This window comes from Hyphomonas sp. (assembly GCF_965284475.1).
Taxonomy (GTDB): domain Bacteria; phylum Pseudomonadota; class Alphaproteobacteria; order Caulobacterales; family Hyphomonadaceae; genus Hyphomonas.
In genome coordinates this window covers 1,031,053-1,053,302 of the sequence record NZ_OZ260087.1, presented here as the reverse complement: position 1 = coordinate 1,053,302, position 22,250 = coordinate 1,031,053, and the positions used below count along the sequence as shown (strand labels likewise).

The 22,250-nt window shown below is 62.3% G+C and carries 24 protein-coding genes; 11 read left to right on the top strand and 13 right to left on the bottom strand.

What is annotated here, in order from left to right; translation table 11 throughout:
- The first annotated feature begins 56 nt into the window (after positions 1-56).
- The gene (gene putA / locus ACQ66M_RS04955) at positions 57-3,191 is read left to right on the top strand and encodes a bifunctional proline dehydrogenase/L-glutamate gamma-semialdehyde dehydrogenase PutA (protein WP_430402290.1); all 3,135 of its coding nucleotides are present in this window, start codon (positions 57-59) and stop codon (positions 3,189-3,191) included.
- 15 nt (positions 3,192-3,206) lie between these two features.
- On the top strand, positions 3,207-4,055 hold the full coding sequence (locus ACQ66M_RS04950) for a hypothetical protein (RefSeq protein WP_430402288.1): 849 nt from the start codon (positions 3,207-3,209) through the stop codon (positions 4,053-4,055).
- A gap of 12 nt (positions 4,056-4,067) precedes the next feature.
- Here the strand turns inward: ACQ66M_RS04950 and ACQ66M_RS04945 are convergent, their stop codons facing one another.
- From ACQ66M_RS04945 to ACQ66M_RS04930, 4 genes are all read right to left on the bottom strand, one after another.
- Positions 4,068-4,511 (bottom strand): DUF6265 family protein, encoded by a 444-nt coding sequence (locus ACQ66M_RS04945; RefSeq protein ID WP_430402286.1) that lies wholly within the window; start codon positions 4,509-4,511, stop codon positions 4,068-4,070.
- A gap of 83 nt (positions 4,512-4,594) precedes the next feature.
- Positions 4,595-5,332, bottom strand: a complete 738-nt coding sequence (locus ACQ66M_RS04940; RefSeq protein WP_350174541.1) for a spermidine synthase — start codon at positions 5,330-5,332, stop codon at positions 4,595-4,597.
- A gap of 39 nt (positions 5,333-5,371) precedes the next feature.
- Complete coding sequence (locus tag ACQ66M_RS04935; RefSeq protein WP_430402284.1) at positions 5,372-5,803, bottom strand: PaaI family thioesterase; 432 nt, start codon at positions 5,801-5,803, stop codon at positions 5,372-5,374.
- On the bottom strand, positions 5,793-6,281 hold the full coding sequence (locus ACQ66M_RS04930) for a PaaI family thioesterase (protein ID WP_430402282.1): 489 nt from the start codon (positions 6,279-6,281) through the stop codon (positions 5,793-5,795). Before ACQ66M_RS04930 ends, ACQ66M_RS04935 begins: the two co-directional genes overlap by 11 nt.
- 90 nt (positions 6,282-6,371) lie before the next feature.
- Between ACQ66M_RS04930 and ACQ66M_RS04925 the strand changes: the two genes are divergently transcribed.
- The 6 genes from ACQ66M_RS04925 to ACQ66M_RS04900 all read left to right on the top strand — a co-directional run bounded on the left by ACQ66M_RS04925 (position 6,372) and on the right by ACQ66M_RS04900 (position 11,927).
- Complete coding sequence (locus ACQ66M_RS04925; RefSeq protein WP_350174535.1) at positions 6,372-7,703, top strand: flavin-containing monooxygenase; 1,332 nt, start codon at positions 6,372-6,374, stop codon at positions 7,701-7,703.
- Between the two features lie 30 nt (positions 7,704-7,733).
- The gene (locus ACQ66M_RS04920; RefSeq protein ID WP_430402280.1) at positions 7,734-8,420 is read left to right on the top strand and encodes a M23 family metallopeptidase; all 687 of its coding nucleotides are present in this window, start codon (positions 7,734-7,736) and stop codon (positions 8,418-8,420) included.
- Between the two features lie 40 nt (positions 8,421-8,460).
- The gene (locus tag ACQ66M_RS04915) at positions 8,461-9,147 is read left to right on the top strand and encodes a DUF6498-containing protein (RefSeq protein WP_430402278.1); all 687 of its coding nucleotides are present in this window, start codon (positions 8,461-8,463) and stop codon (positions 9,145-9,147) included.
- A gap of 72 nt (positions 9,148-9,219) precedes the next feature.
- Positions 9,220-9,849, top strand: coding sequence for a TetR/AcrR family transcriptional regulator (locus tag ACQ66M_RS04910; protein WP_350174529.1), 630 nt, complete (start codon positions 9,220-9,222; stop codon positions 9,847-9,849).
- Positions 9,850-9,918: 69 nt separating this feature from the next.
- Positions 9,919-10,953 (top strand): alpha/beta hydrolase, encoded by a 1,035-nt coding sequence (locus tag ACQ66M_RS04905; RefSeq protein ID WP_430402276.1) that lies wholly within the window; start codon positions 9,919-9,921, stop codon positions 10,951-10,953.
- Positions 10,950-11,927 (top strand): NADPH:quinone oxidoreductase family protein, encoded by a 978-nt coding sequence (locus ACQ66M_RS04900; protein ID WP_430402274.1) that lies wholly within the window; start codon positions 10,950-10,952, stop codon positions 11,925-11,927. The genes ACQ66M_RS04905 and ACQ66M_RS04900 overlap by 4 nt, the downstream gene beginning before the upstream one ends.
- A 22-nt stretch (positions 11,928-11,949) precedes the next feature.
- Here ACQ66M_RS04900 and ACQ66M_RS04895 read toward each other — a convergent pair whose 3' ends face one another.
- From ACQ66M_RS04895 to ACQ66M_RS04875, 5 genes are all read right to left on the bottom strand, one after another.
- Complete coding sequence (locus ACQ66M_RS04895) at positions 11,950-12,846, bottom strand: DMT family transporter (RefSeq protein ID WP_350174523.1); 897 nt, start codon at positions 12,844-12,846, stop codon at positions 11,950-11,952.
- Positions 12,847-12,902: 56 nt separating this feature from the next.
- Positions 12,903-13,283, bottom strand: a complete 381-nt coding sequence (locus ACQ66M_RS04890) for an MliC family protein (RefSeq protein ID WP_430402272.1) — start codon at positions 13,281-13,283, stop codon at positions 12,903-12,905.
- Between the two features lie 79 nt (positions 13,284-13,362).
- Positions 13,363-14,199 (bottom strand): YbaY family lipoprotein, encoded by an 837-nt coding sequence (locus ACQ66M_RS04885; protein ID WP_430402270.1) that lies wholly within the window; start codon positions 14,197-14,199, stop codon positions 13,363-13,365.
- Between the two features lie 90 nt (positions 14,200-14,289).
- Positions 14,290-15,918, bottom strand: a complete 1,629-nt coding sequence (locus ACQ66M_RS04880) for a TIGR00341 family protein (RefSeq protein WP_430402268.1) — start codon at positions 15,916-15,918, stop codon at positions 14,290-14,292.
- A 94-nt stretch (positions 15,919-16,012) separates the two neighbouring features.
- The gene (locus ACQ66M_RS04875) at positions 16,013-16,915 is read right to left on the bottom strand and encodes an SDR family oxidoreductase (RefSeq protein WP_430402266.1); all 903 of its coding nucleotides are present in this window, start codon (positions 16,913-16,915) and stop codon (positions 16,013-16,015) included.
- A 62-nt stretch (positions 16,916-16,977) separates the two neighbouring features.
- Here ACQ66M_RS04875 and ACQ66M_RS04870 point away from each other — a divergent pair, with 62 nt between their 5' ends.
- Entirely contained in the window at positions 16,978-17,394 is a 417-nt protein-coding gene (locus ACQ66M_RS04870) for a DUF2147 domain-containing protein (protein WP_350174513.1), read from the top strand.
- A 6-nt stretch (positions 17,395-17,400) separates the two neighbouring features.
- Here the strand turns inward: ACQ66M_RS04870 and ACQ66M_RS04865 are convergent, their stop codons facing one another.
- Both ACQ66M_RS04865 and ACQ66M_RS04860 read right to left on the bottom strand, forming a co-directional pair.
- Positions 17,401-17,772, bottom strand: a complete 372-nt coding sequence (locus ACQ66M_RS04865; protein ID WP_350174511.1) for a hypothetical protein — start codon at positions 17,770-17,772, stop codon at positions 17,401-17,403.
- A complete protein-coding gene (locus ACQ66M_RS04860; RefSeq protein WP_430402264.1) occupies positions 17,765-18,844 on the bottom strand; it encodes a mechanosensitive ion channel family protein in 1,080 nt (359 codons plus the stop codon). Before ACQ66M_RS04860 ends, ACQ66M_RS04865 begins: the two co-directional genes overlap by 8 nt.
- 132 nt (positions 18,845-18,976) lie before the next feature.
- Here ACQ66M_RS04860 and ACQ66M_RS04855 point away from each other — a divergent pair, with 132 nt between their 5' ends.
- Entirely contained in the window at positions 18,977-20,032 is a 1,056-nt protein-coding gene (locus ACQ66M_RS04855; protein ID WP_430402262.1) for a methyltransferase domain-containing protein, read from the top strand.
- Positions 20,033-20,035: 3 nt separating this feature from the next.
- On the opposite strand, the gene ACQ66M_RS04850 is transcribed toward ACQ66M_RS04855, so the two are convergent.
- Complete coding sequence (locus tag ACQ66M_RS04850; RefSeq protein ID WP_350174505.1) at positions 20,036-20,866, bottom strand: mechanosensitive ion channel family protein; 831 nt, start codon at positions 20,864-20,866, stop codon at positions 20,036-20,038.
- Between the two features lie 17 nt (positions 20,867-20,883).
- Entirely contained in the window at positions 20,884-21,636 is a 753-nt protein-coding gene (locus ACQ66M_RS04845; RefSeq protein ID WP_350174503.1) for a hypothetical protein, read from the bottom strand.
- Positions 21,637-21,767: 131 nt separating this feature from the next.
- On the opposite strand from ACQ66M_RS04845, the gene ACQ66M_RS04840 reads away from it, so the two are divergent.
- Positions 21,768-22,232, top strand: a complete 465-nt coding sequence (locus ACQ66M_RS04840; RefSeq protein ID WP_430402260.1) for an HU family DNA-binding protein — start codon at positions 21,768-21,770, stop codon at positions 22,230-22,232.
- The last annotated feature ends 18 nt before the right edge of the window (positions 22,233-22,250 follow it).

Genomic DNA, 22,250 nt, shown 5'->3' with positions numbered 1-22,250 from the left:
ATAAGTTTGCCGCGTCACCGCGCTGCTCCTCTCACACCAACTATTCGGAATTCCATATGCCTGATTCGATGCCTCTCGCCTCCCTCGACTGGGATGTTCTCGACGATCACAAGTTTGACGATGAGGAGGCACTTCTCGAGAGATTGCTGAAGGAGGCGCCGCTTGATGACGGGGCGCGGCTGGCGGCCGTTCGGCGTGGCTGTGAACTGGTGGAAATCGCCCGCAGCCGGGGCCGAAAGAAAGGCATGATGGAGAGCTTCCTGGAGGAGTTCGGCCTGTCGAATTCCGAAGGGCTTGCGCTGATGTGCCTGGCTGAGGCCCTGCTGCGGGTGCCGGACGCTGAAACGCGCGATGACCTGATTGCCGAGAAAATCCGCTCAGGCGACTGGGCGTCGCATCTTGGCCAGTCGGAAAGCTGGCTGGTCAACGCGTCGACCTGGGGGCTAATGCTGACCGGGCGCGTGATCGGCGTGCCGAAATACCTGCAAAAGGGTCCGAGCGCATTCGTCTCGGGACTGATCCGCGAGAGCGGAGAACCGGTCATCCGCGCCGCCATGATGCAGGCCATGCGGATCATGGGCGAGCAATTCGTCCTTGGCCGGACGGTGAAGGAAGCCCTCAAGCGCGGCAAGCGCATGGTGAAGGCCGGAGAGGCGGCCCATTTCAGTTTCGACATGCTGGGTGAAGGGGCCCGCACGGCTGAAGATGCGGCCCGCTACCTGAAAGCCTATGAACTGGCGATCGACGCCGTGGCCGCCGAGAAGGACAAGGCGGTTGCGCCCGAGAAGGCAAGCGGTGTTTCTGTGAAACTTTCCGCCCTGCATCCGCGCTTTGAAGCGGTCAATGAGGCGCGGATCATGAACGAGCTGTACCCGCGCCTGCTCGGGCTGTGTGAAAAAGCAGCAGCGGCGAACATCCACCTTTGTCTTGATGCGGAAGAGGCAGACCGGCTCGTGCTGAGCCTCAAGCTGATGGACCGGTTGGCGCATGAGCCGTCCCTCAAGGACTGGACGGGTCTCGGCCTTGCTGTGCAGGCCTATCAGAAACGCACGCTTTCGGTGATCGAGAAGCTGACCAAGCTGGCGGAAGAGACTGGACACCGCTTCATGGTCCGTCTTGTGAAGGGCGCCTATTGGGACAGCGAGATCAAGCATGCGCAGGTCGAAGGGTTTCCGAACTTCCCGGTCTTCACGACCAAGCCGGGAACCGATTTCCATTACCTGGCCTGTGCGAAGCTGATGCTGGAAGCGTCGCCGACCCTTTACCCGCAATTTGCGACCCATAACGCCCACACGCTCGCGGCGGTCGATATCCTCGCCGAAGCGGCGGGGGTCACCGATTACGAGTTCCAGCGCCTGCATGGCATGGGCGAAGCCCTGTATGACGCCGCCGAAGCCGGTCGCCGGGTGCGCGTCTATGCGCCCGTCGGTGCGCACAAGGACTTGCTGCCCTACCTTGTGCGCCGCTTGCTGGAAAATGGCGCGAATGCCAGCTTCGTGCACTCGTTCCTTGATCCTGACGTGCCCGTGGAAGATGTCGTCGACGATCCGATCACTCGAGTTGAAATTGGTCCACGGCGCCATCCCGGTATCCCGACGCCGCCGCGCCTTTATGGTCCTGAACGCCGCAACTCGACCGGCCTGGACATCAGCCAGAAATCCGTGCGCGATGCGACTGCGGCGGCGCTGAAATCCTTCCGTGACAGCCCGGCGATCACTGCAGGCGCCATCGTGTCGGGCAAAGCGGAAACCGGGGGCGGCGAAATGGTCCGTGTCCCGTTCCATACAGAGCACGTCCTTGGCGCCTGCAAGGAAGCGAGCCCCGAGGCGATCGATAAGGCGCTGAAGGCGGCCGTCAAATTCCAGCCGGGCTGGGATGCGCTGGGCGGATCCAAACGGGCGGAACACCTGCGGGCGATGGGCGACATCCTCGAAGAAAACGCAGCGCGCCTGATCGCGCTGATGGCGCGCGAGGCGGGCAAGACGCTGGGTGACGGCGTCGCCGAGGTCCGAGAAGCGGTCGATTTCTGCCGGTATTATGCGGCGCAGGCCGAGCATGAATTTGAAGGCGCGGTGCGTCTTCCCGGTCCGACGGGCGAAACCAATCACCTGTCGCTGCATGGCCGCGGTGTGTTCTGTTGTATCAGTCCGTGGAATTTCCCGCTGGCCATCTTTACCGGGCAGATCGCGGCGGCGCTGGCGGCAGGCAATACGGTAGTTGCCAAGCCGGCCGAGCAGACGCCGCTTGTGGCGTTCGAAGCAGTGCGCATGTTCCAGAAGGCCGGCCTGCCGGTTGATGCCCTTCACCTGCTACCAGGGAGGGGAGATACGGTTGGTGCGGCTCTGACGGCGGACCTGCGTGTCTCAGGCGTCTGCTTTACCGGCGGTACGTCGACAGCGCGCATGATCAACCGGGCGCTGGCTGAGCGTGACGGTACGATCATTCCTCTGATCGCCGAGACGGGCGGCCTGAACGGACTGTTCGTGGATACGACAGCTCTTCGCGAGCAGGTGATTGACGACATGATCGCGTCCGCCTTCGGGTCGGCCGGCCAGCGCTGTTCGGCGCTGCGCATAGCCTTCATTCCCAAGTCGACCTCGAAAAGTCTGATCGAGGGCCTGATCGGCGCGATGGACGAACTGAAGCTGGGCAATCCCGCCGAGGCCGATACCGATGTCGGCCCAGTCATAGATTCCGATGCACGATCGCTGCTGGAGGCGCATCTGGACAAGATGCGCAAGGAGGCGAAAGTCCTGCACCAGGTTGATGCCGGAAAGATTGGCGAGGAGGGCTTTGGCTTTGGCCCGGCGCTGATAGAGCTTTCGTCACTGGATCAGATCCAGGAAGAGAATTTCGGGCCTATCTTGCACCTGCTTCGCTATGATCCCGATGATGTCAAAAAGGTCGGCGCCGCGCTGAGAGCCAAGGGGTACGGACTGACGCTCGGCATTCACTCGCGGCTGGAGAGTTTCCACGAGGAAGTTAAAGCGGCCTGTCCGGTGGGGAATACGTATGTGAACCGGTCGATGACCGGCGCAGTCGTGGGTGTGCAGCCGTTCGGGGGTGAAGGGCTTTCGGGCACCGGGCCCAAGGCGGGCGGGCCGCATTATCTCCATCGTTTCGCCACTGAACGCGTGGTAACGGTGAATATCACGGCTCAGGGGGGCGATGCCGAACTCCTGAGCCTGTAACAAGGAGACCAGCCGATGTTGAGATTAGCCTGCTGCGCCATGATGGGCATGCTGTTGACAAGTGCGTGTTCGAAGAAGCCGGACGCGCCGGATACGGATGTCACGCAAGGAGTTGAGCAGCCCGCAGGCGAAGTGGCGGCGGAGGTCGGGCAGGGCACTGTGACAGCGGTCGACACGCCGCACCAGATCGAGGTGTCGAAAGACTATTTCACCGGCTCGGCCCGCGTGGATGATGCCCTTTTTTCCGTGGCGCCGGATCTGGCGGCAGAGCTGCTGGCCGATGCGCGTGTGCGGATCGAGGCAATGGATGAGGACGCGCGGACCTACAGGGAAGCGGACCCGGAGTATTTCAACCCGTATAGCCTGTCGATCGAATGGACACTGGTTGCGCAGGCCGGCGACCTCATCAGCATTGAAGGCTTTACCGGCGCGTATTCCGGCGGGGCCCATGGCAATTACGGCACCGATGCGCGTATTCACGACCTGGCAGCAAAAACGGACATCGCGCTGCGCGACCTGATGGCTGATCCCGAGGGCGCGATGGCGGCGAGCCTGCCGGTGGTGCTGTCCGAGATCGGGCGCCAGCGCAGCGAGAAGGCCGGCGGGGGCGGGTCAGCTGATACATTCAGGGGCGAAGCAGCCGATGCGATCTCAGCCGAGAGCATTCTGGGGGGCGAGATTGGCCTCGCCGCATCAAACGTGGCGGAAAGGTTCGGCGGTTTTGCGGTGCATTTCGCACCCTATGAGATCGGTTCCTATGCCGAGGGCGCCTACAAGGTGACCGTGCCGCAGGCCGTGTTCCAGGACTTCCTGAAGCCCCGTTATGCGGCGCTGTTTGCCGGCGAGCCTGCTATCGCTGAGTAAGGTTACAGCGAGCTAGTCGGCGCAGCGCATAAAGTCGAAATCCCGGGCATTTGACCCGTCGCCTGATGATATGCGGGCCGAGAGTCCGGCCTCTGTCGTGCGGTATGCGATGATTTGGGGATAGTCATGCTCGGGGTTTGCGAAGGTGATCGACGTGCCTGTTCGCTCGCTTTCAGGAAAGGGTGTCGGGCCGATACCTGCAGGATACGCATTGAATACAGTCGGCTGGCCGGGGGCGATGTGCATCTGTTCGAAAAAGGAAACCGAACTGTCTTTCAGCGTCACGGCATAGCCGAAGAAATGACCGTGTTCAGACTGTGACCAGATTTCCCGGTATGAACCGTTCGGATTTTCCCAGCAGCCGGACAGCCAGTCAAGCGTTTCGGCCGTCGGGGAGGGCTCGGCCCCAGCCGCGCCGCAGCCTGCAAGCAGGATAAGGATTGCAAGGCGTTTCATGCATGGCCTCTTGGAATGAGCCGGGTGTCTCTATGGGATCGCTTTGGTGAAGCATATACTGGGTGGCATGGGGGGCCAGCATCTCAGGCCTGCTTCAGGGCGAGATAGATGGTCTGGGTGTGGTGCTTGTCCTGCAGGGGGTTGTGGAAGGTTACCGGTTCGGCCCAGGCTTTTGCGAACACACCCGACAGGCGCTGCACAAAATCGCTGTCGGGGGTGACATCCGACCAGAGCCCCATGAGGCCGCCGGGCTTCAGGTGAGTCATCAGCTGTTGCAGGCCCGTTTCGCTGTAGAAATGCCCGCTGCGCGCATCCAGCAGCCAGTCGGGCGTATGGTCGATGTCGATCAGGATGGCATGGAACTGGCGGCCCGGACTGTCCGCGTCAAAGCCAGTGCCGGACCGGGCCAGGGCGAAGAAGTCATCGCGCACAATCTGGCAGCGATCATCGGCGCTAAGCGGCGGATCGAGGGGCACCAGTCCGGCATCATGCCAGTCGGCCACCGCGTCGAGCATCTCCACGACGCGCAGCGAGGCGACACGCGGATATTCCAGCACGGCGCCAGCGGTGTAGCCGAGCCCCAGACCGCCGACGACGATATCCCATTTTTCATCTGAATCTGGGTTGAGGCCGGCGAGCGTGTCGAGGCCGAGGCGGGCGAGGGCGATTTCCGACACGGTGAAAATGTTCGACATCAGGTGCTCGTCGCCGAGAATGATCTCGAACACGTCCACCTTCAGCAGGGGATGAAACCGTCGCCGCAGGCTGATCGGTCCAATCGGCGTGTCGCGATAGTCGAGTTCTTCAAACAGGCGGCTCATGGGGCTGCGTCCTTGTCGCGGGGGGCATCCCCGACGGTGTCAGTCTTCGCCGACCATGAAATGGGCCATCAGTGTGGTGACGGGTTTGGACTTTTCGTCCTGCCAGGCTTCGGCATGGACCGAGCACATGCGCCGGCCCATCTTGGTGATGTGGGCGCGGGCATAGAGATTCTTGGCGTGGGCCTGGCGCAGATAGTCGATAGTGAGGTTGATGGGCCGCGGCGGGCGGGTGAGGTGTTCGGTGACGAGGAAGACCTGCGCCATGGCGGTGATCTCGAGGAAGGCCCCGATAGCGCCGCCATGGATGGCGCGGATGGCGACATTGCCGATCAGCTTGTCCTGAAAGGGCAGCACGGCAGTCATCTCGTCGCCCATGACTTCGCAACGCATGCCAAGCTCCTGCGCGAAGGGCGTACGGGCGATGAAGGTGGTGACCTGGTCGGCACGGCTGAGCACGGTTTCACGCGTCATCCTGGCCTCCCATGGTCGAAGGCAGGCGCGGCTTGGTGATGGCAAAAGCCCCGGCGGCGGTGGCGATGACCTTGTCGCGCGTCTCGTGATAGGCCCAGGCGCGGGTAAAGCAGATTGAGCGGGTGACATGATAGCATTCGGCCTCGCCGAGAATGTCGCGACGCGGGTCTGCCGGGCGCATATAGTCGATGCGCAGGTCGAGCGTGGCTACAAAGCGGGCGCGTTCCATGGTCGAGCTGGCCGCCGTGCCACAGAGATTGTCGAGAAAGGCGGTCAGTACGCCGCCATGGATGACGCCCGTATCCGGGTCGCCGACAAGTCGGTCTTTCCACGGCTGGAGGCCCCAGACATGGCCCTTTTCCACCTTGGTCATGCGGAAGCCGAGTCGGCGCCCCCACGGGATGACTCCCGAGATCATGTCGAGGTTCCCCTGCATCAATTCCAGTGGAACCGGGGCTGACGTCGCGTCATCGCTCATGTGCAGACCTCTTTGTTTGACGTTCGATCCGCCCCGGATAACATCTGGTCAGGATCGTGGGAACACTTCACGCAAGGGAGGACAGGCCAAATGGCATTTGACGGCAGCGGGAAACCGAAGACCTGCATCATCGGGGCCGGGTGCTCGGGCTTTACCATGGCCAAGCGCCTGAAGGATAAGGGCCTGCCCTATGACTGTTTCGAGATGTCGGACAATATTGGCGGCAACTGGTATTACAAGAACCCGAACGGCACCTCGTCCTGTTACCAGAGCCTGCATATCGACACATCGAAGTGGCGCCTCGCCTTTGAGGATTATCCGGTGCCGGAGGACTGGCCTGATTTCCCCCACCATGCGCAATTGCTGCAGTATTTCCATGATTATGTGGACAATTTCGGCCTGCGAGAGACGATCACGTTCAACACGGCCGTCACCGATGTGGCGCGCCTGCCCGACGGGCGCTGGAAGGTGACCCTGTCGACGGGGGAGGCGCGTGAGTATGACGCCGTGGCGGTGGCCAACGGGCATCACTGGGATGCGCGGATGCCGACCTATCCCGGGCATTTCAATGGTTACCAGGTGCATTCCCACCATTATCGCGACCCGTTCGAGCCGTATGATTTCCGGGGCAAGAACGTGATGATTGTCGGCGCCGGCAATTCGGCGATGGATATTTCGTCGGAACTGTCGCAGCGGCCGATTGCGAACAAGCTGTTCATCTCGATGCGGCGCGGCGTGTGGGTGCTGCCGAAATACATGGACGGGACACCCGCCGACAAGGCGACGCTGCCTGCCTGGCTGCCGTCAAAGCTCGGCCGCAAGCTGGCGCGGGCCAAGATCAAGAAGACCATTGGCATGATGGAGGATTACGGCTTGCCCAAGCCTGACCATGAGCCGCTGGACGGGCACCCTTCGGTGTCGGGCGAGTTCCTGACGCGGGTCGGCTGCGGCGATATCCTGCCCAAGGGCGGGATCGAGCGGCTGGACGGCGACGCGGTGGTGTTCAGCGATGGCAGTCGCGAACTGGTCGACGCGATTGTCTGGGCCACGGGGTATAATGTGACCTTCCCGTTCCTGAAACAGCCCGAACTCACGCCGCAGGACAATACATTCCCCCTGTACAAGCGGATGGTGAAGCCCGGCTTTGAAAACCTGTTCTTCCTTGGGCTGGCCCAGCCGCTGCCGACACTGGTGAACTTTGCCGAGCAGCAGTCGAAACTGGTCGCGGCGGCGCTGACGGGGGAATATGCCTTTCCGGACGCAGCCGAGATGGAGCGGGTGACGATGGCGGACGAGCAGGAACATCTCGGCCATTTCTATGACAGCCCGCGCCACCGGATGCAGGTGGATTTCGGCGTGTATGTGGCCGACCTGCTGAAAGAGTTAAAGCGCGGCACAAAACGAGCCGGCGTGGTTGCCTGATATTAAGACTGGTGGGGTATAGTCGCTGCAATGTTGCGTCTGTTCCCAGCTTTTCTGCTGCTTCTGGTGGCCGCCGCGTGCGCTTCTGCGCCGCCACCACGGGCGGCCGCGCCGCGTGTGGTAGTGAATTACGGACCGCCGGGTGATCCGCACAATCCCGCGCAGGGGCCTTACCAGCCAAATCAGTACCTGCAGGTGTGCAATGGCATGTCGGTGAGCAATTCACCGTCCTTCTATCCGGGCGGCTGGGTGCAGGATTTCAAGCCTGTGATCGTCGTCAATGATATCGTACTGGTGACTGTGCCGACCAATGACGCCTGCCTGTCATCGGGCTTCGGTTTTCGCGGCGGGCGAATTCACGAGGGGATCGACCTGACGCGGCGCCCGGCCGGGCCGGTCTATGCCGCAGCACCGGGCCGGATCGTTGAGGCACGCCAGTCGACAGGCTATGGCTGGCAGGTCCTGATCGACCATGGCAAGGGCGTGTATACGCGCTATGCCCACCTGGCGCATTTCGATCCGAATGTGGCGGTGGGCCGCGAAATCGGCTTTGGCCAGCCGATTGGCCAGATGGGCGATTCCGGCAATGCAACGGCCGTTCACCTGCATTATGAGATCCTGACCGGGAATTATCACAATCCCCGCGGCTCCAAGGGGCTGGAAGTGCGTGACCCGTTCAGTTTTCCCGCCTATGAACTGACCTTCGCGGGGTCTTGAGCGGGGAGCGGGGGACAATGGCATTGACAGGCAGGGCGGCATGAGTGGCCGCTTTTTTGATCCGTCGCTGGTGGCGCGGACCTATCGTGACCCCCTGGCCTGGCTGAGCCTTGGCACTGACCTGGTGCCGATCATTGCGATCATCCTGTTCCAATGGGGGCCGACACCGCTGGTGGCGCTGTACTGGCTCGAGAACCTCGTCATTGGCGGCTATACGATCCTGCGGCTGGCGGGAAGCGCGGTGACCGGCATCGGGAACCTGCTGATGGCCCTGTTCATGATCCCGTTCTTCACGCTGCATTACGGCATGTTCTGCTACGGGCATGGCATATTCATCAAGTCATTCTCGGGAGACGGCGGCGGCGGTGCTGGTTATATGGATGTCGTGAACTGGGCCTTGGGGTCCGGCGAGGGCATGGTCTGGTTCGTGGCTGTGATCGCAGCGTCGAACATGGTGTTCTATCTCGTCGACTTCATCGGCAAGGGCGAACTGCGCCGGACCAATCCGGCCGCCGAGATGTTTGCCCCCTATGGCCGCATCGTGACACTGCATGTGGCGATCATTCTCGGCGCCTTCCTGTCGATTGCGACCCGGCAGCCGCTGCTGGGCGTGCTCGTGCTGATCTTTGTCCGGGTCGTGTTCGGGATCGTACTGTCAGTGCTGCGCCGCATGCGCCTCGATGGCCAACTGGGTAAACTTGCAGACAAATTCGCGCAGCCATTGTAAAAAGTTGACGTTTGGTGACGGGGTGAGCTACCTAAGCCGCAGAGCCGCCCACACGGCAACAAAGGATATGGAATGTCGCCTGCCATCAAAATGCTTGCCGGAACCGGAAAGCGCGCGAAATCCAAGGCCGCCAACCGCCGGGCAATTCTCGACGCAGGACGGCGCGTGTTCGCGCGGATCGGCTTTGATGCCACGACCGTTCGCGACATCATTCGCGAAACGGACCTCGCCGCCGGCACGTTCTACAATTACTTCAGGTCCAAGGAAGAGGTGTTTGCGGCGATTGCGGAAGACTCGACCCATCGCTTCCGGGCGCACCTGAGCGATGTGCGCGCCCGGGCCGCCACGTTCGAGGACTATATCCATCAAGCCTATCATGCCTATTTCAGTTTTATTGCCGCCGAGAATGAAGAAGCCATACGCAGCGGCGCGCCGCACATGGCGCTGATTGGTGTGCGCGTGGACACGCCGGAAATGCTGGCGATTGCCGACGAGATCCGCTCTGACCTGGATCATGTCCTCTCGGCTGACGGGGCGCCCGTGATCGATATCGACTACCTCACGGCGGCGGCGATCGGCATTGCCCGCGAAATGGGCGACCACATGCTGCACCGCCGCCCGGTCGATGCCGGTGCGGCGACGCGATTTGCGTCAGCCCTGCTATTGGCAGGCGTGCGGGACATTGCCGGCAAGGCGATCTGAGGAAGCGCTTGGCGGACCTCGGGGAAGGGCGCTAAGCTGGCCTGAATAGGGCAGTTTGGGAGCCGGGCCATGAGTTTGCAGCAGAAAATAGCGAAACTGATATTCAAACTGCCGGGCGGTTTGCTCGTGCGCATGGCGGGCGGCAAGCCGCTTGAGATCAATGGCCGCGTGCTGGAGCCGCAATTGCAGATGGTGGCGTGGAACGGGCGCAAGGCGCCGCCGCTTTCATCGCTCCCGGCAGACGTGGTGCAGGCCGCAACGCGCGAACAGCTTGCCATGCTGGCAGCTGCACCGGAGCCCGGCGTGATTATCGAAGACTCCACGATACCGGGACCAGACAAGAACGAGATTCCCGTGCGGATCTATCTGCCCGATGAACAGGACCCCACCCATCCGATGATGGTGTATTATCACATGGGCGGCGGCGTCATCGGCGACCTGGACACTTGCAATGCGTTCTGTTCGATCATCGCGGCCGTGGCCAAATGCCCGGTCCTTTCGGTCGACTATCGCCTTGCTCCGCCGCACAAGTTTCCGGCGGGCATCAATGACGCCATCGCGGCGTATGAATGGGCGCTGCGCAATGCCGGAAAGTATGGCGCGCCCGATGGTGTCGCGGCTGTCGGCGGCGACAGCATGGGCGGCAATTTCGCAGCCATCGTCTCACAGGAAATGAAGCGTCAGGACAAGCCGGTCCCCGCGCTGCAATTGCTGGTCTATCCGGCGGTGGACCTGGTCGAGGAATTCCCGTCGCGCAAGGATTTCGCGAACACGTTCTCGCTGTCGACGGACACGATGAACTGGTTCATGGACCAGTACCTGCCGGCGGGACATGACCGCAGCGATCCGCTTCTGTCGCCCGGTCAGACCGGCGACCTGTCTGGCCTGCCGCCTGCCATTGTCATCACGGCCGGGCATGATCCGCTGGTCGACGAGGGCGACGATTATGCCCTGCGGCTGAGCCGTGAAGGCGTCTACGTAAAGCACAAACGATATGACACGCTCGCCCATGCGTTTACGGCGTTCACGGACTTCTCACCAGGTTCACGGCGGGCCTGCCTTCAGATTGCAGGCATGGTGCGTGACATGTATGGTCGACTGTGAAGGCGCTTGTTTGCCATACGATCACGGATGATTTTTCCGGGACGGAAATCCGTGATGTGCCTATGCCTGAGCCGGGCCCCGGTGAAGTGCGCGTACGGGTCAAGGCCGCGAGTGTCAATTTTCCGGACCTGTTGCTGACGCAGGGCAAGTACCAGCTGAAACTGGAACCGCCCTTCACGCCGGGCATGGATTTTTCCGGCATCATCGATGCGCTGGGCGAAGGCGTTACCGGGCCGCTGCGGCTGGGTACCGATGTTGCCGGCGGTGTGCGGGCCGGGGCGTTTGCTGAGTATATCGTGGTGCCGGTCGGGTCGCTGCAGAAGAAGCCGCCCGCCATGAGCTTTGCCGAAGCGGCGTCCTATCCTGCCGCTTACCTGACGGCCTATGTGGCGCTTGTGCGCCGGGGAAACCTGCAGCCAGGTGACACATTGCTGGTGCATGGCGCGAGTGGCGGCGTGGGGCTGGCCGCGGTGGATGTCGGCAAGCTGCTGGGGGCAACCGTAATCGCGACCGGCGCGTCGGACGAGAAGCTGGAACAGGTGGTCGCGCATGGCGCCGACTATGCCATCAATGTGACGCAGGGCTTTCGCGACAAGGTGAAGACGCTGACAAAGGGACGCGGCGCGGATGTGATCTTCGATCCCGTGGGCGGCGACGTGTTCGACGAGAGCGTTCGGTGCATCGCATTTGACGGACGGCTTCTGGTAATCGGGTTCACGTCAGGCCGGATCGCGACGGTGGCGACCAACATGCCCCTGATCAAGGGCTTCTCGGTGGTGGGCGTTCGGGCGGGCGAATATGGCCGCCAGTTTCCCGAGAAGGGCCGGGAGAATGTCGAAACGATCTGGAACTGGGCCCGGAACGGCAAGGTGCACCCGCGCGTACATGCCGAGTTCCCGCTGGCGCAGGCGATGGACGCGTTCGCGATGCTTTGGGAGCGCAAGGTTGTCGGCAAGGTTGTGGTGACGCCCTGAGGCCCTGGCCTTCCGGAGCGACCTAGCCGGCGTAGAGCACGAGCCCCAGAATGCCGGCGCTGACCAGCAGCACGCCGATGATTTCCCGCAAGGTGACACGTTCTCTGAAGAACAGGATCGACGCGCCGAGCATGAACACGACCTCGACCTGGCCGAGGGCGCGGACATGGGCGGCGTTCTGCAGGGTGAAGGCCGTGAACCAGGCAAGCGAGCCCAGCATGCCGACAAGGCCGACCCATGCGGCGCTGCGCCAGCTGCGCAGCAGGCGGCCTGCTTCGCCTGGCTCACGAAACTTGAGCCAGGCAAGCACGGCCAGCGCCTGAAAGGCGGTAACAAAGGCGAGTGTCGTCACCGCGCGCAGGAGGACGTCGCCCTCCGCCAGCGACAGAGAGGCACTGCGATAGGCGACGGCGGACAGGCCGAACAGGGCGCCGGACAGGATGCCGATAAGCGCCTTGCGATCAAGGAAGCTGCGGCGCGCGGCGGGGACTGCCGGGATCGAGATAAGGATGACACCAAACAGGCTGATCAGGATGGCGAGCGCGACGGGCAGGGACAGCCTGTCGCCCAGCAGGACGATGCCGAACAGAGCGGTCTGGACCGGCTCTGTCTTGGTGAAGGCCGTGGCGACGGTAAAATTCTTGTAGGAGAAGAGGTGAATCAGCAGGCCCGTCGCCAGGATCTGGGCAAGGCCGCCGAGAAGGCCGCTAATGACAAATGTCGGGTTGGGCGGTGGCGCACTCTGGCCCGTGCCGACAAGCAGGCCTGCCAGAAGCAGCGCCGCGAGCGGGGCCGCGTAGACGAAGCGTGCCGAGGTGACGCCCCATGTGCTGAGCGTGTCCGTCAGCCGCTTCTGCAATACCGAGCGCAGGTTCTGCAGGAAGGCTGCAGCGATGGTGATGGGGATCCAGAGTTCCATGCGGCGCTTGGACAGCAGCGCGTGCCGGTTGTCAAAGCCTGTTCAGCCTGTGCGGCCTAGCGCACGCGTGTGCACTGGGGATAGGTGGTTGCGCCCTTTTGGAGGACCGCAAAAGGCCCCTGATCCCAGAACACGACCCGCGACGGGCCGATGCCGGACTGGTAGCGCATTCCCCTGTCTGCCTCGACCTGTTCCAGCTGGTGAACCTGGCCATTGAACATGACGGTTGCAGTGGTGCCAACAACGCTCGCTTCGAGCTGGAGGGCGCCGCATTCGTAATAGGGTGAAATGACATTCGACGCATAGGGCTGGGTATAGGCAGGGTCAGTTTCCATGCGCATGTCGCCCTGCTGGCTTGTGGCGGGCGGGGTAACGGCGCAGGCGGCTGCAGCGGCGGCGAGCGTGAGGAGGGCGGCGAGTGAGCTGGCGCGTTTCATGGCGTATCTCCGGTCTGACTGTCTTCCCGGGCAAAGCGGCCAGACGCCGGAATGGTTCCGGCGTCTGAGCAGACTTTGCCTAGCGGCGGGCCGTGATTGTGTCGCCGTTCGGGGCATAGATGACGAGGGCGCCATCCTGCGTGATCGTATACTGGCGGGCGCTGCCGAGAATGTCGGTAAAGGCGCGTTCCTGGTTCATCAGGGCTGGCGGGCAGCCCTTGCGGGTGAGCACGATCTCGGTGAGGCGCAGGTCCTGGGGCGCGGTCGCTGAATAGCCGGCCGAGTAGGAATTGCACGATGCATTGCCGCTGATCCGGCCAGAACTGTCAAAATTGATCGTGGCGCGCGAGAAGTCCACGACGCCGCGGCGGTTGATGTCTTCGACGACCCACTCCTGGCCGGTCAGGCCTGTATAGGCCCCCGGACCGTGCGTGTCGGGATATTGCGTATTCGGGTAGGGCGCCGGATAGGCACCACCCGGCGCGGCCGTAACGAGGAACAGGGTGCCGACATCGCTATAGGGCGCATAGAGATCGACCGGGTAGGCGGTGTCGGTGGTCCAGTAGAGCTCACCGGCAGGGCTGCGGATCGTGGCGCGCAGCGTGTAGATGCCGCGCGGGTCGACGTCGCGGTCGTCAATCGTCATGCTGAAAGGGACGGGAACCTGTGCATTGCCGAGATTCATGACAGATTCGTCGAGGATGATGGCTGGCGCACCCATGCGGGATGTTTCGCTTAGCGTAACAGTGGCGGTGCTGCCTGGCGGGAGGGCGATGCGCTCGCGATAGCTGAGCTGGCCGGTCACGATATGCTGGGTGACGCGATCTTCAGCCGGGTATTGCGACACCGGTGTGGCGGCGCAGGCGGCGGTCATCGTGCCGAAGGCGACGGAGGCGAGGATGTGGCTGAGTTGCATGGCGGGTTTCACTTTTAAAGCCTGAGTATTCAAGTGAAACTGTCATGCAGGCGATTTGGTTCCATGCTTGCGGCTTTCGCCGCAACGTCTTCACCTGCCGGGCCGGATGCTGACCAGGTCGGTGCCTGCGGGTGCGCCTGCCGAGACATCCCCGGCGGCGTTCGCGCGGTATTCAGTGGCCGATTTGGCCTCCAGCCCGCGGTCACGCAGGCGGCGGGCGACGGTTTCGCTGCGGCGTACGTAAAGGGCGTCAGGGTCAATCCGAAGGGTGGCCGCCGCCGTCGGGCTGTAGCCGATGACTTCCACCTTTCCGACATTCCAGCGTTCCAGGGCCCAGGCTGCAGTGTCGACCTGCTCGGCAGCGGCGTCCGAGAGTGTATCCAGCCCGGTTTCGAATGGAATGGCCGGCAGGCCGGCAACGGGCGGCATGATGCGGACCTCCCAGTCAGGAAAGGTGCCTGCGAGGCTGGCTTCCATGCGCCGGTAGGCGCTGAGTCCATAGGCGTCATCCGGCGCGGCGAGAAACAGGGCCTGACGGGTCTCGGCATTGATGTCGGCTGCAGTCAGGGTGAGGGGAACTGACCGGCGCAGGTCTGTCTCGGTCTGGCGCAGGCGGTTGGTGGCCTTAAGGGCCGACAGTTCGGCGCGAAGCGGCGCGGCGAGGGTCGACTCGGCGATTTGCAGGATCTCGGCAGCCTGAGATGAGCCATCATCATCGATCAGGACCTGGTCGAGGCTGATGACGACCGGGCGCCCAATCCGCTCACTGACGCTGGCAGTCAGCACGGCGTCTGCCTGCGGGTTCAGCTTGCGGGTGAGGACAGTGGCGGAAACGCCGACATCACGGCCAGACCCGAACGTGAAGGCAATATCCGACAGGCGGGCCTGCGTGCCGTCGAACGGGTCCAGCAGCGAAGCCCGCACGGTGTTGCGGACATTGGTCTCAAAAGCGATGTCCCGCAGGGCGAAGCCGAGCGGGACGGACAAGGCTGCGAAGACCAGAAAAATCAGGCCGCTTTGCCACAGCGTATGGCGCGGGCTGTGCTCGCTGCCGAAGCCGTAGATTCTCGCGAGGACCGTCACTGTGAGGGCAATGGCCAGGAGGTTGGTCATGAACAGGAGAAAGGCCCCGCCTGCAGCGGTCAGCGACCCGACGGCGAGACCATAGCCTGTGACAGCCAGAGGCGGCATCAGGGCGGTGGCGATGGCAACGCCGACAATGGTTTCGCCCTTCCGGTGGATCACCGCATAGCCGCCGGCAAGACCGGAGAAGATGGCGACGAGCAGGTCGAGGAAGTTCGGCCGGATGCGGGCGAGGATTTCCGGTGTTGCCGCCTTCAGGGGCGACAGGTGGACAATCAGGAAGGCGACCGCAACCGCCACGACCGTGCCCCAGAACAATGTGATGACTGACCGCCGCAGCGAGGCCAGTTCCAGGATGGGCAGCGAGAAACCCATCTGCATGATTGGCCCCATCAGGGGCGAAATCAACATGGCTCCGATGATGACGGCGGGAGAGGATAGCAGCAGACCAAGGGTGGCAATGGCGCAGGACGTGATGATCATGAAGATGTAGCGCCCTGACAGGGCGCCTTCTTCGCGCACATGCTGGACCACTTCCTTGTGGTCAATCCGCCGCGACAATTGCTTAAGGCCCAGCGCCAGGTAACGGCGCCAGTTGTACCGGGATGTTCCGGTGCGGGCGGTCTGGTCCTTCATGGGCGTTCCCTGCTGTCTGCGGTCAGTTGCAGGTCAGCAATTAGGGCAGAAGACCTGTGGGGCCAAGCAGGTGTTCAATATCTGGCCAGCCGGGTCAGACCGTGCGTTTCGCCTTGTCGGCGTCATTTGTGGCCGTGATCGCGTCTTTCGCGGCCTGCCATTCCTTGTCGCCCCAGGCGGTGAGCTGGGAGAAGTTGCCGCCGGACGCGTTATACATGGCGCCATCAATGGCGATGGTCTGGCCGTTGATGTACTCCGCGCCGGGCCCCATCAGCAGGACGGCGAGGTTGACCAGTTCATGCATCTCGCCGACGCGGCCCATCGGATTGGCCATGCCTGAATCCATGCGTTTGGTACCCTCGGCATCCGGCGCGAGGCGCTTGGACATGCCTTCGGTAGGGAATGGACCTGGCGCGATGGCGTTGAAGCGCAGGCCATAGCGGCCCCATTCGACGGCGAGGCTTTGCGTCATCGTGTTGACGGCAGACTTGGACATGGCCGAGGGCACGACGAAGGGGCCGCCATTCCAGACCCATGTCGTGAGGATGGAGATGACATTGCCGCGCGATCCGGCCTTGATCCAGCGCGTGCCGATATCGTGGGTCATGTAGAACGTGCCGCGAAACACGATATTGGCGATGGCATCAAAGCCGCGGATCGAAAGGTCTTCGGTGCGCGAGATGAAATTGCCGGCGGCATTGTTGACGAGGCCGGTGAGCGGGCCGTGCTTGGCCCAGATTTCATCATTCATGTCGGTAATGGCTTCGGCAACGCGGATGTCGCAGGCGTGCGGCACGACCTTGCCGCCATGCTTTTCCATCAGTTCGGCCGCCGTTTCCTCGCAGACGCCGCCGCGCCGGCCGCAGATATGGACCTCTGCGCCGAGTTTCAGGAAGCCTTCGGCCATTTCCTTGCCGAGGCCGGTGCCGCCGCCGGTGACGAGGATGCGTTCATCCTTCATCAGGCCTTCGCGGAACATCAATTGAGACGTATCCATAGGTGTTCTCCCTTTTCGTTTTCTGGTAACTGTCATAGCGCGATTGTCGCTGGAGGTATGCCATGAAACCCGTCCTTTTCGCCCTTGTCTCGCTTGCCCTCGCGGCAGGAAGCGCGGCCGCTGACCCGCTGAATGTGTTCGGCACATTCGCCACCGAAGAAGAGAACTCGCATATCGAGATTGCAGATTGCGGTGATGGCACACCGTGCGGCACGATCGTCTGGATTGACCCGGCCAGCGTATCGGATGGCAAGACGCCCGAGACCGCGACAGATGCCGACGGCAAGAAGATTCTCGGCCTGACCATGCTGCAGGGCTTCGAGAAGAAGGCCAAGGGCTGGGCCGGGGGCACGATCTACAATCCGAAGGAAGGCAAGACCTATGGGTCGCGCATCAAGCGGCTGGACGATGGTGTGCTGGAAGTGAAGGGCTGCATCGGGCCGCTCTGCAAGACGCAGCTTTGGAAGCCGGTCGCTTAGGCGGCATTATTTCCTGAATGGCAGGCTGACCAGCCGCCAGAGGACCCAGACCGGCAGGACGATCGTTGCGCCCGCCAGTGCGGGCTTCCAGAAATTGCGGATGGCCCAGCCTGCCGCAGCAAGTGTCTGGCGCGCAATCGATGCGATGGCTGCGGGAATGTTCACATCCGGTGACGCCGGATTGAAATTGGATGCCAGCACGACAAAGCCGACAAGGATACACAGTCCGAGCAGCTTGACGACGCCCCATGGGCCGATGCCGAAAAGGCGTATGAGGACTGGGCGCGGCGGGGACTTTTCGACAGTAGCCTTCGGGGCCGGCTGATGCGGGGGCGGCGGGGGAAGCGGTTCTACGACGGGCGGCTCGCTGTCACTCATGGTCCGCCCGGGTCATCGCCTCATTGCCCTTGTAGGCGACATTGACCTGGTGGGGGTAGGGGATCGTGATGCCTTCGCGGTCGAAGGCTTCCTTGACGGCTTTTGTCAGGTCGGCGCGGACCTGAATGAATTCCGGTGTCGACACCCAGGCGCGCATGCGAATCTTGACGCTCCAGTCGGCCAGGGCATGGATGCCGACCCAGGTTTCCGACTTGGACAGGACACGCGGATGGGCATTGACGGTATCTTCAACGACTTTCAGGGCATGGTCCATATTGTCGTCATAGGAGATATCGAAATAGAGGTCGAACCGGCGGCGCGTCTGGTGGGTGTGGTTGATCAGGGGTTCGGCCCAGATCATGTTATTGGTGACAATCACGACCTTGTTGTCGACCTGTTTGAGCGACGTGGTGAAGGGCGAAATGTCGGTCACCTCGCCTTCGAGGCCGGCGAGGCTGACATAATCGCCGATGCGGAACGGGCGCAGGATGGCGAGCATGACGCCGGCGGCGACAGACTTCATCGTGTCCTGCAGGCCCAGGCCGATGGCGAGGCCGAGCGCACCCAGCACGGCGGCCAGCGAAGTGGTCGGGAAGCCGAGCTGGGTGAGCGCCGTGACAATCGCGACCGCGAAGATGAGGTATTTGACGAGGGACCCGGCGAACGCAAACAGCGTGTCGTCTGCCCCCGTGCGGCGATGGGCCTTGCCGCCGAAATTGCGCATCGAACGCGCGACCCAGTTCGCAAACAGGATGGCGACGAGGAGGATGGCGACAGCCGCCACAGCGCCAGGCCCCCGGCTTTGGATCAGGGCCCGCCAGTCATAGCCGGCAAGGCCAAGGGGCAGGGGTGACATCAGGATGAGCGCGAACAGGCGCGCGATAGAGGCGCCAAGGTCCCAGCTGGAGCCTTCGAAATCCTGGTCCCTGGGCGTGACCATTTTTCCGACTAGGATGACCAGCCGCTTGACCAGTATGGCGGCAATCCAGATCAGAATGGTTGCGCCAAGCACCAGCAACCATTTCAGGACCTGGGGCTCAGCGGCCTGTGCCCAGGCGGGCCAGCCGGTCATGTCTATTTCCGGTATCATGGCGCTGTCATGTCACGTGCCGCGCGGGGCTTCAACTGGCCTTTCACGGATTGGTGACTGGAGCAGGGGCGCGGAACAAGGCAAGCCGTGCGGTTCATAATCAGGAGTGAGCGCATGAACAAGCAGGTCGTCCAGCAATATTACGGGGATATCCTCAAGTCCTCCTCGGACCTTCGCACCGATGCGTGCACGACGGATGCTGCGCCGCCGCGGCATGTGCGCGAAGCCCTGGCGCGCGTGCATGACGCCGTCTCGGAGCGCTATTACGGGTGTGGGCTTGCGATTCCGGCCGAGCTGGAAGGACTGCGCGTGCTAGATCTCGGCTGCGGCGCCGGGCGCGATGTGTATGCGTTGGCAAGTCTTGTCGGCCCCGGAGGGCATGTGACGGGCGTTGACATGACAGCAGAACAGCTGGCCGTGGCGTGGGCGTATGAGACGTGGCATGCCGAGGCGCTAGGCTATGCAAGCCCGAACACGCGCTTTGTGGAAGGCGAACTGGAAAAGCTGGATGCGCTGGACCTCGAGCCTGCCAGTTTCGACCTGATCATTTCCAACTGCGTGATCAATCTGTGCACCGACAAGCCGGCGGTTTTCCGTGCCGCGCACCGGCTGCTGAAACCGGGCGGCGAGCTTTATTTCTCCGATGTGTACGCAGACAGGCGGATCCCCGCTGATCTGGTGAGAGACCCGGTGCTCTATGGCGAATGCCTGTCGGGCGCGCTCTATTGGGGCGACTATCAGGCCGTGGCCATCGCGGCGGGGTTTGGTGATCCGCGCGTGGTGGATCATCGCCCGCTTGCCATTCTCGATCCTGTGCTGAAGGCCAGGGTCGGGCCGATCCGTTTTGCCTCGGTGACCGCGCGCCTGTTCAAACTCGATGGGCTTGAGCCTGCCTGCGAAGACTATGGCCAGGCCGTGATTTATCGCGGCGGCGTGGAAGGCATGGAAGACGTCTTCACCCTGGATGGTGAGCACCATATCGAACAGGGCCGCGCGTTCCCGGTATGCGGCAACACGCTGGCCATGCTGACAGGTACGCGGTTTGCGCGCTATTTTGACGTGGTCGGCACGGGCGAACGGCACTATGGCCTGTTCCCGGGCTGCGCCGCGCCGGACGTGTTCGCCGCAGCGGGCCTGCCGGCACAGGCGCCGGTTGGCGGCTGCTGCTGAACGCTAGTCCTTGTTCACATTGACCTGATGCGGATACGGGATGGAGATTCCCGCCGCGTCGAGGGCGGTCTTGACGTTCTGGGTGAGCGCCCAGCGCGTTTCCCAGTAATCGGGCGTGTTCACCCATGGACGGGCAATGATGTCGACCGAGCTGGAGCCGAGATTGCTGACGCGGACAACCGGTTCCGGATCGGCGAGGACGCGCGTGTCAGCCTTGATCGTCTGTTCGATCACGCCGATGGCGTGTTCCATGCCATCGCCATAATCAATGCCGAAGACGAGATCGATGCGGCGCGTCGGATAGCCGGCATAATTCTTGATGACGCCATCTATTGCCTGGCTGTTGGGGACGATGACCTGGACATTGTCAGGCGTGGCCAGGATGGTCTGGAAAAGGTTGATCTCCTTGACCGTGCCGCCTTCGCCAGCGACCTCGATGAACTGGCCGACTCCGTAAGGGCGAAACAGCATGATCATGATGCCAGAGGCGATGTTACCGAGCGCGCCCTGCAGGGACAGGCCGATGGCGAGCGTCATGGCACCGAGAATCGCGACGAAGCTGGTGGCTTCGACCCCGAATAGCTGCAGCGCGGCAATGATTGTCGCGGCTGTCAGGAACCAGCGGACGAGCGAGGCGAAGAAACTGCCGAGGGTTTCGTCGATGTTCGGGCGCTTTATCGCCTGCTTTCGCACCGTGCTTGCCATCGCGCCGGAAATGCGCAGGCCGACGATCAGTACGATGAAAGCGCCAAGCGCCTTGAGGCCATAGGCGGCCAGCACAGGCCAATGCTCAGTGAACTGGGCTTGCCAGTCGATATTGTTCAGAAAATCCATGAATTTCTCCCGATGGTTCAGGCGGCAGCCACAGCGCCATGCGCGCCACGTGTTATCCGCAGGTAGAGGACGAGGACGGCCACCATGCCTGTCATGATGGCGAGCCAGTTCATGCCTGTGACGGTCCAGTTGTTGAGAAGGATGCCAAGAAGGCCCCAGCCGAGTGCCACAAAGAACCATGGGCTGCGGCTGATGTAGCGCGTGAAGCACCACGCGGCCATGGCGGCGGGAACGAGTGTCGCCCACAGCATGAGCCAGGGGTAATCGGTTGCGCCGAGGGTCGTGAAATGACGGATGGTAATGGGAATCGAAATGGCTGCCGCGACCGTGATCCAGCCTGACAAGAGGCCGGTGACGGCATCTGCTGTCAGTTTCGCTGCGCTGCCGCCCATGCCGCGCATCTGATCGAAACACCAGGCGGAATACCATGCGGCCGCACCGATCGGGAACAGAAGCGCAAAATCAAGCGGCGGCGAGACGATGAGCTGCGCGCTTAACATCCAGATCACATTCAGCATTCCGGCAATAACGAGCGGCAGGGCGATTCGTTCCATCCAGCGCTCGCGGCGAAAGATGGCGAAAAGCGAAAAGGCCAGGTAGGCGAAGAAAATCAGGCTCCAGACCGAGAAAAACAATGGCAGCGGCTGTTCGGGCGCGCCGAGATCACGCGTCGCGTTTCCAATTGGCGTGCCGATACCCAGCAATGGCGCAAGTGCACCTGAAAGGGGCTGGAGGATGGCGAGCAGGAGCAGAATCAGTCGCGGTTGCATTTCCATACGTGACATATGACGCTGAACGCGTGCAGGGCAAATCGCTTGTACTGAAAAAAGTGTGATGGCGCGGGACGGATTTGCGTTATAGGCCGACGCCTCTGCGAGGATTTAAACAAAGGATTTTGCTCATGGCAAAGACACCTGTGGCCAAGAAGGCCCCTGCGAAACCTGCGGCTAAAAAAGCTGCTGCAAAACCGGCAGCCGCTCGCGCTGCTGCGAAACCTGCTGCCACCAAGGCGGTTGCGGCGAAGAAAACAGCTGCAAAGCCAGCGCCCAAGGCAGCACCTGCTGCTGTCAAGCCGGCAACAAAAACGGCGACGACTGTCACCCTGCGTCAGATGTCGGTTGAAATGGCCGAGGCTCACGGCCTCACCAAGAAGCAATCGCAAGAACTGTTTGACGACATGGCAGCGCGGATCACGAAACGCCTGAAGAAGGGCGAACGTATCCGCATGAACGGCCTCGGTACGCTGGAAGTGCGCAAGCGCCCGGCTCGCATGGGTCGTAACCCTGCAACCGGCGAAGCGATCAAGATCAAGGCTTCGAAAAAAGTTGCCTTCCGCGTCGCCAAGGAACTCAAGGAAACCGTCTGATAGCGGACGTCTTCTGAG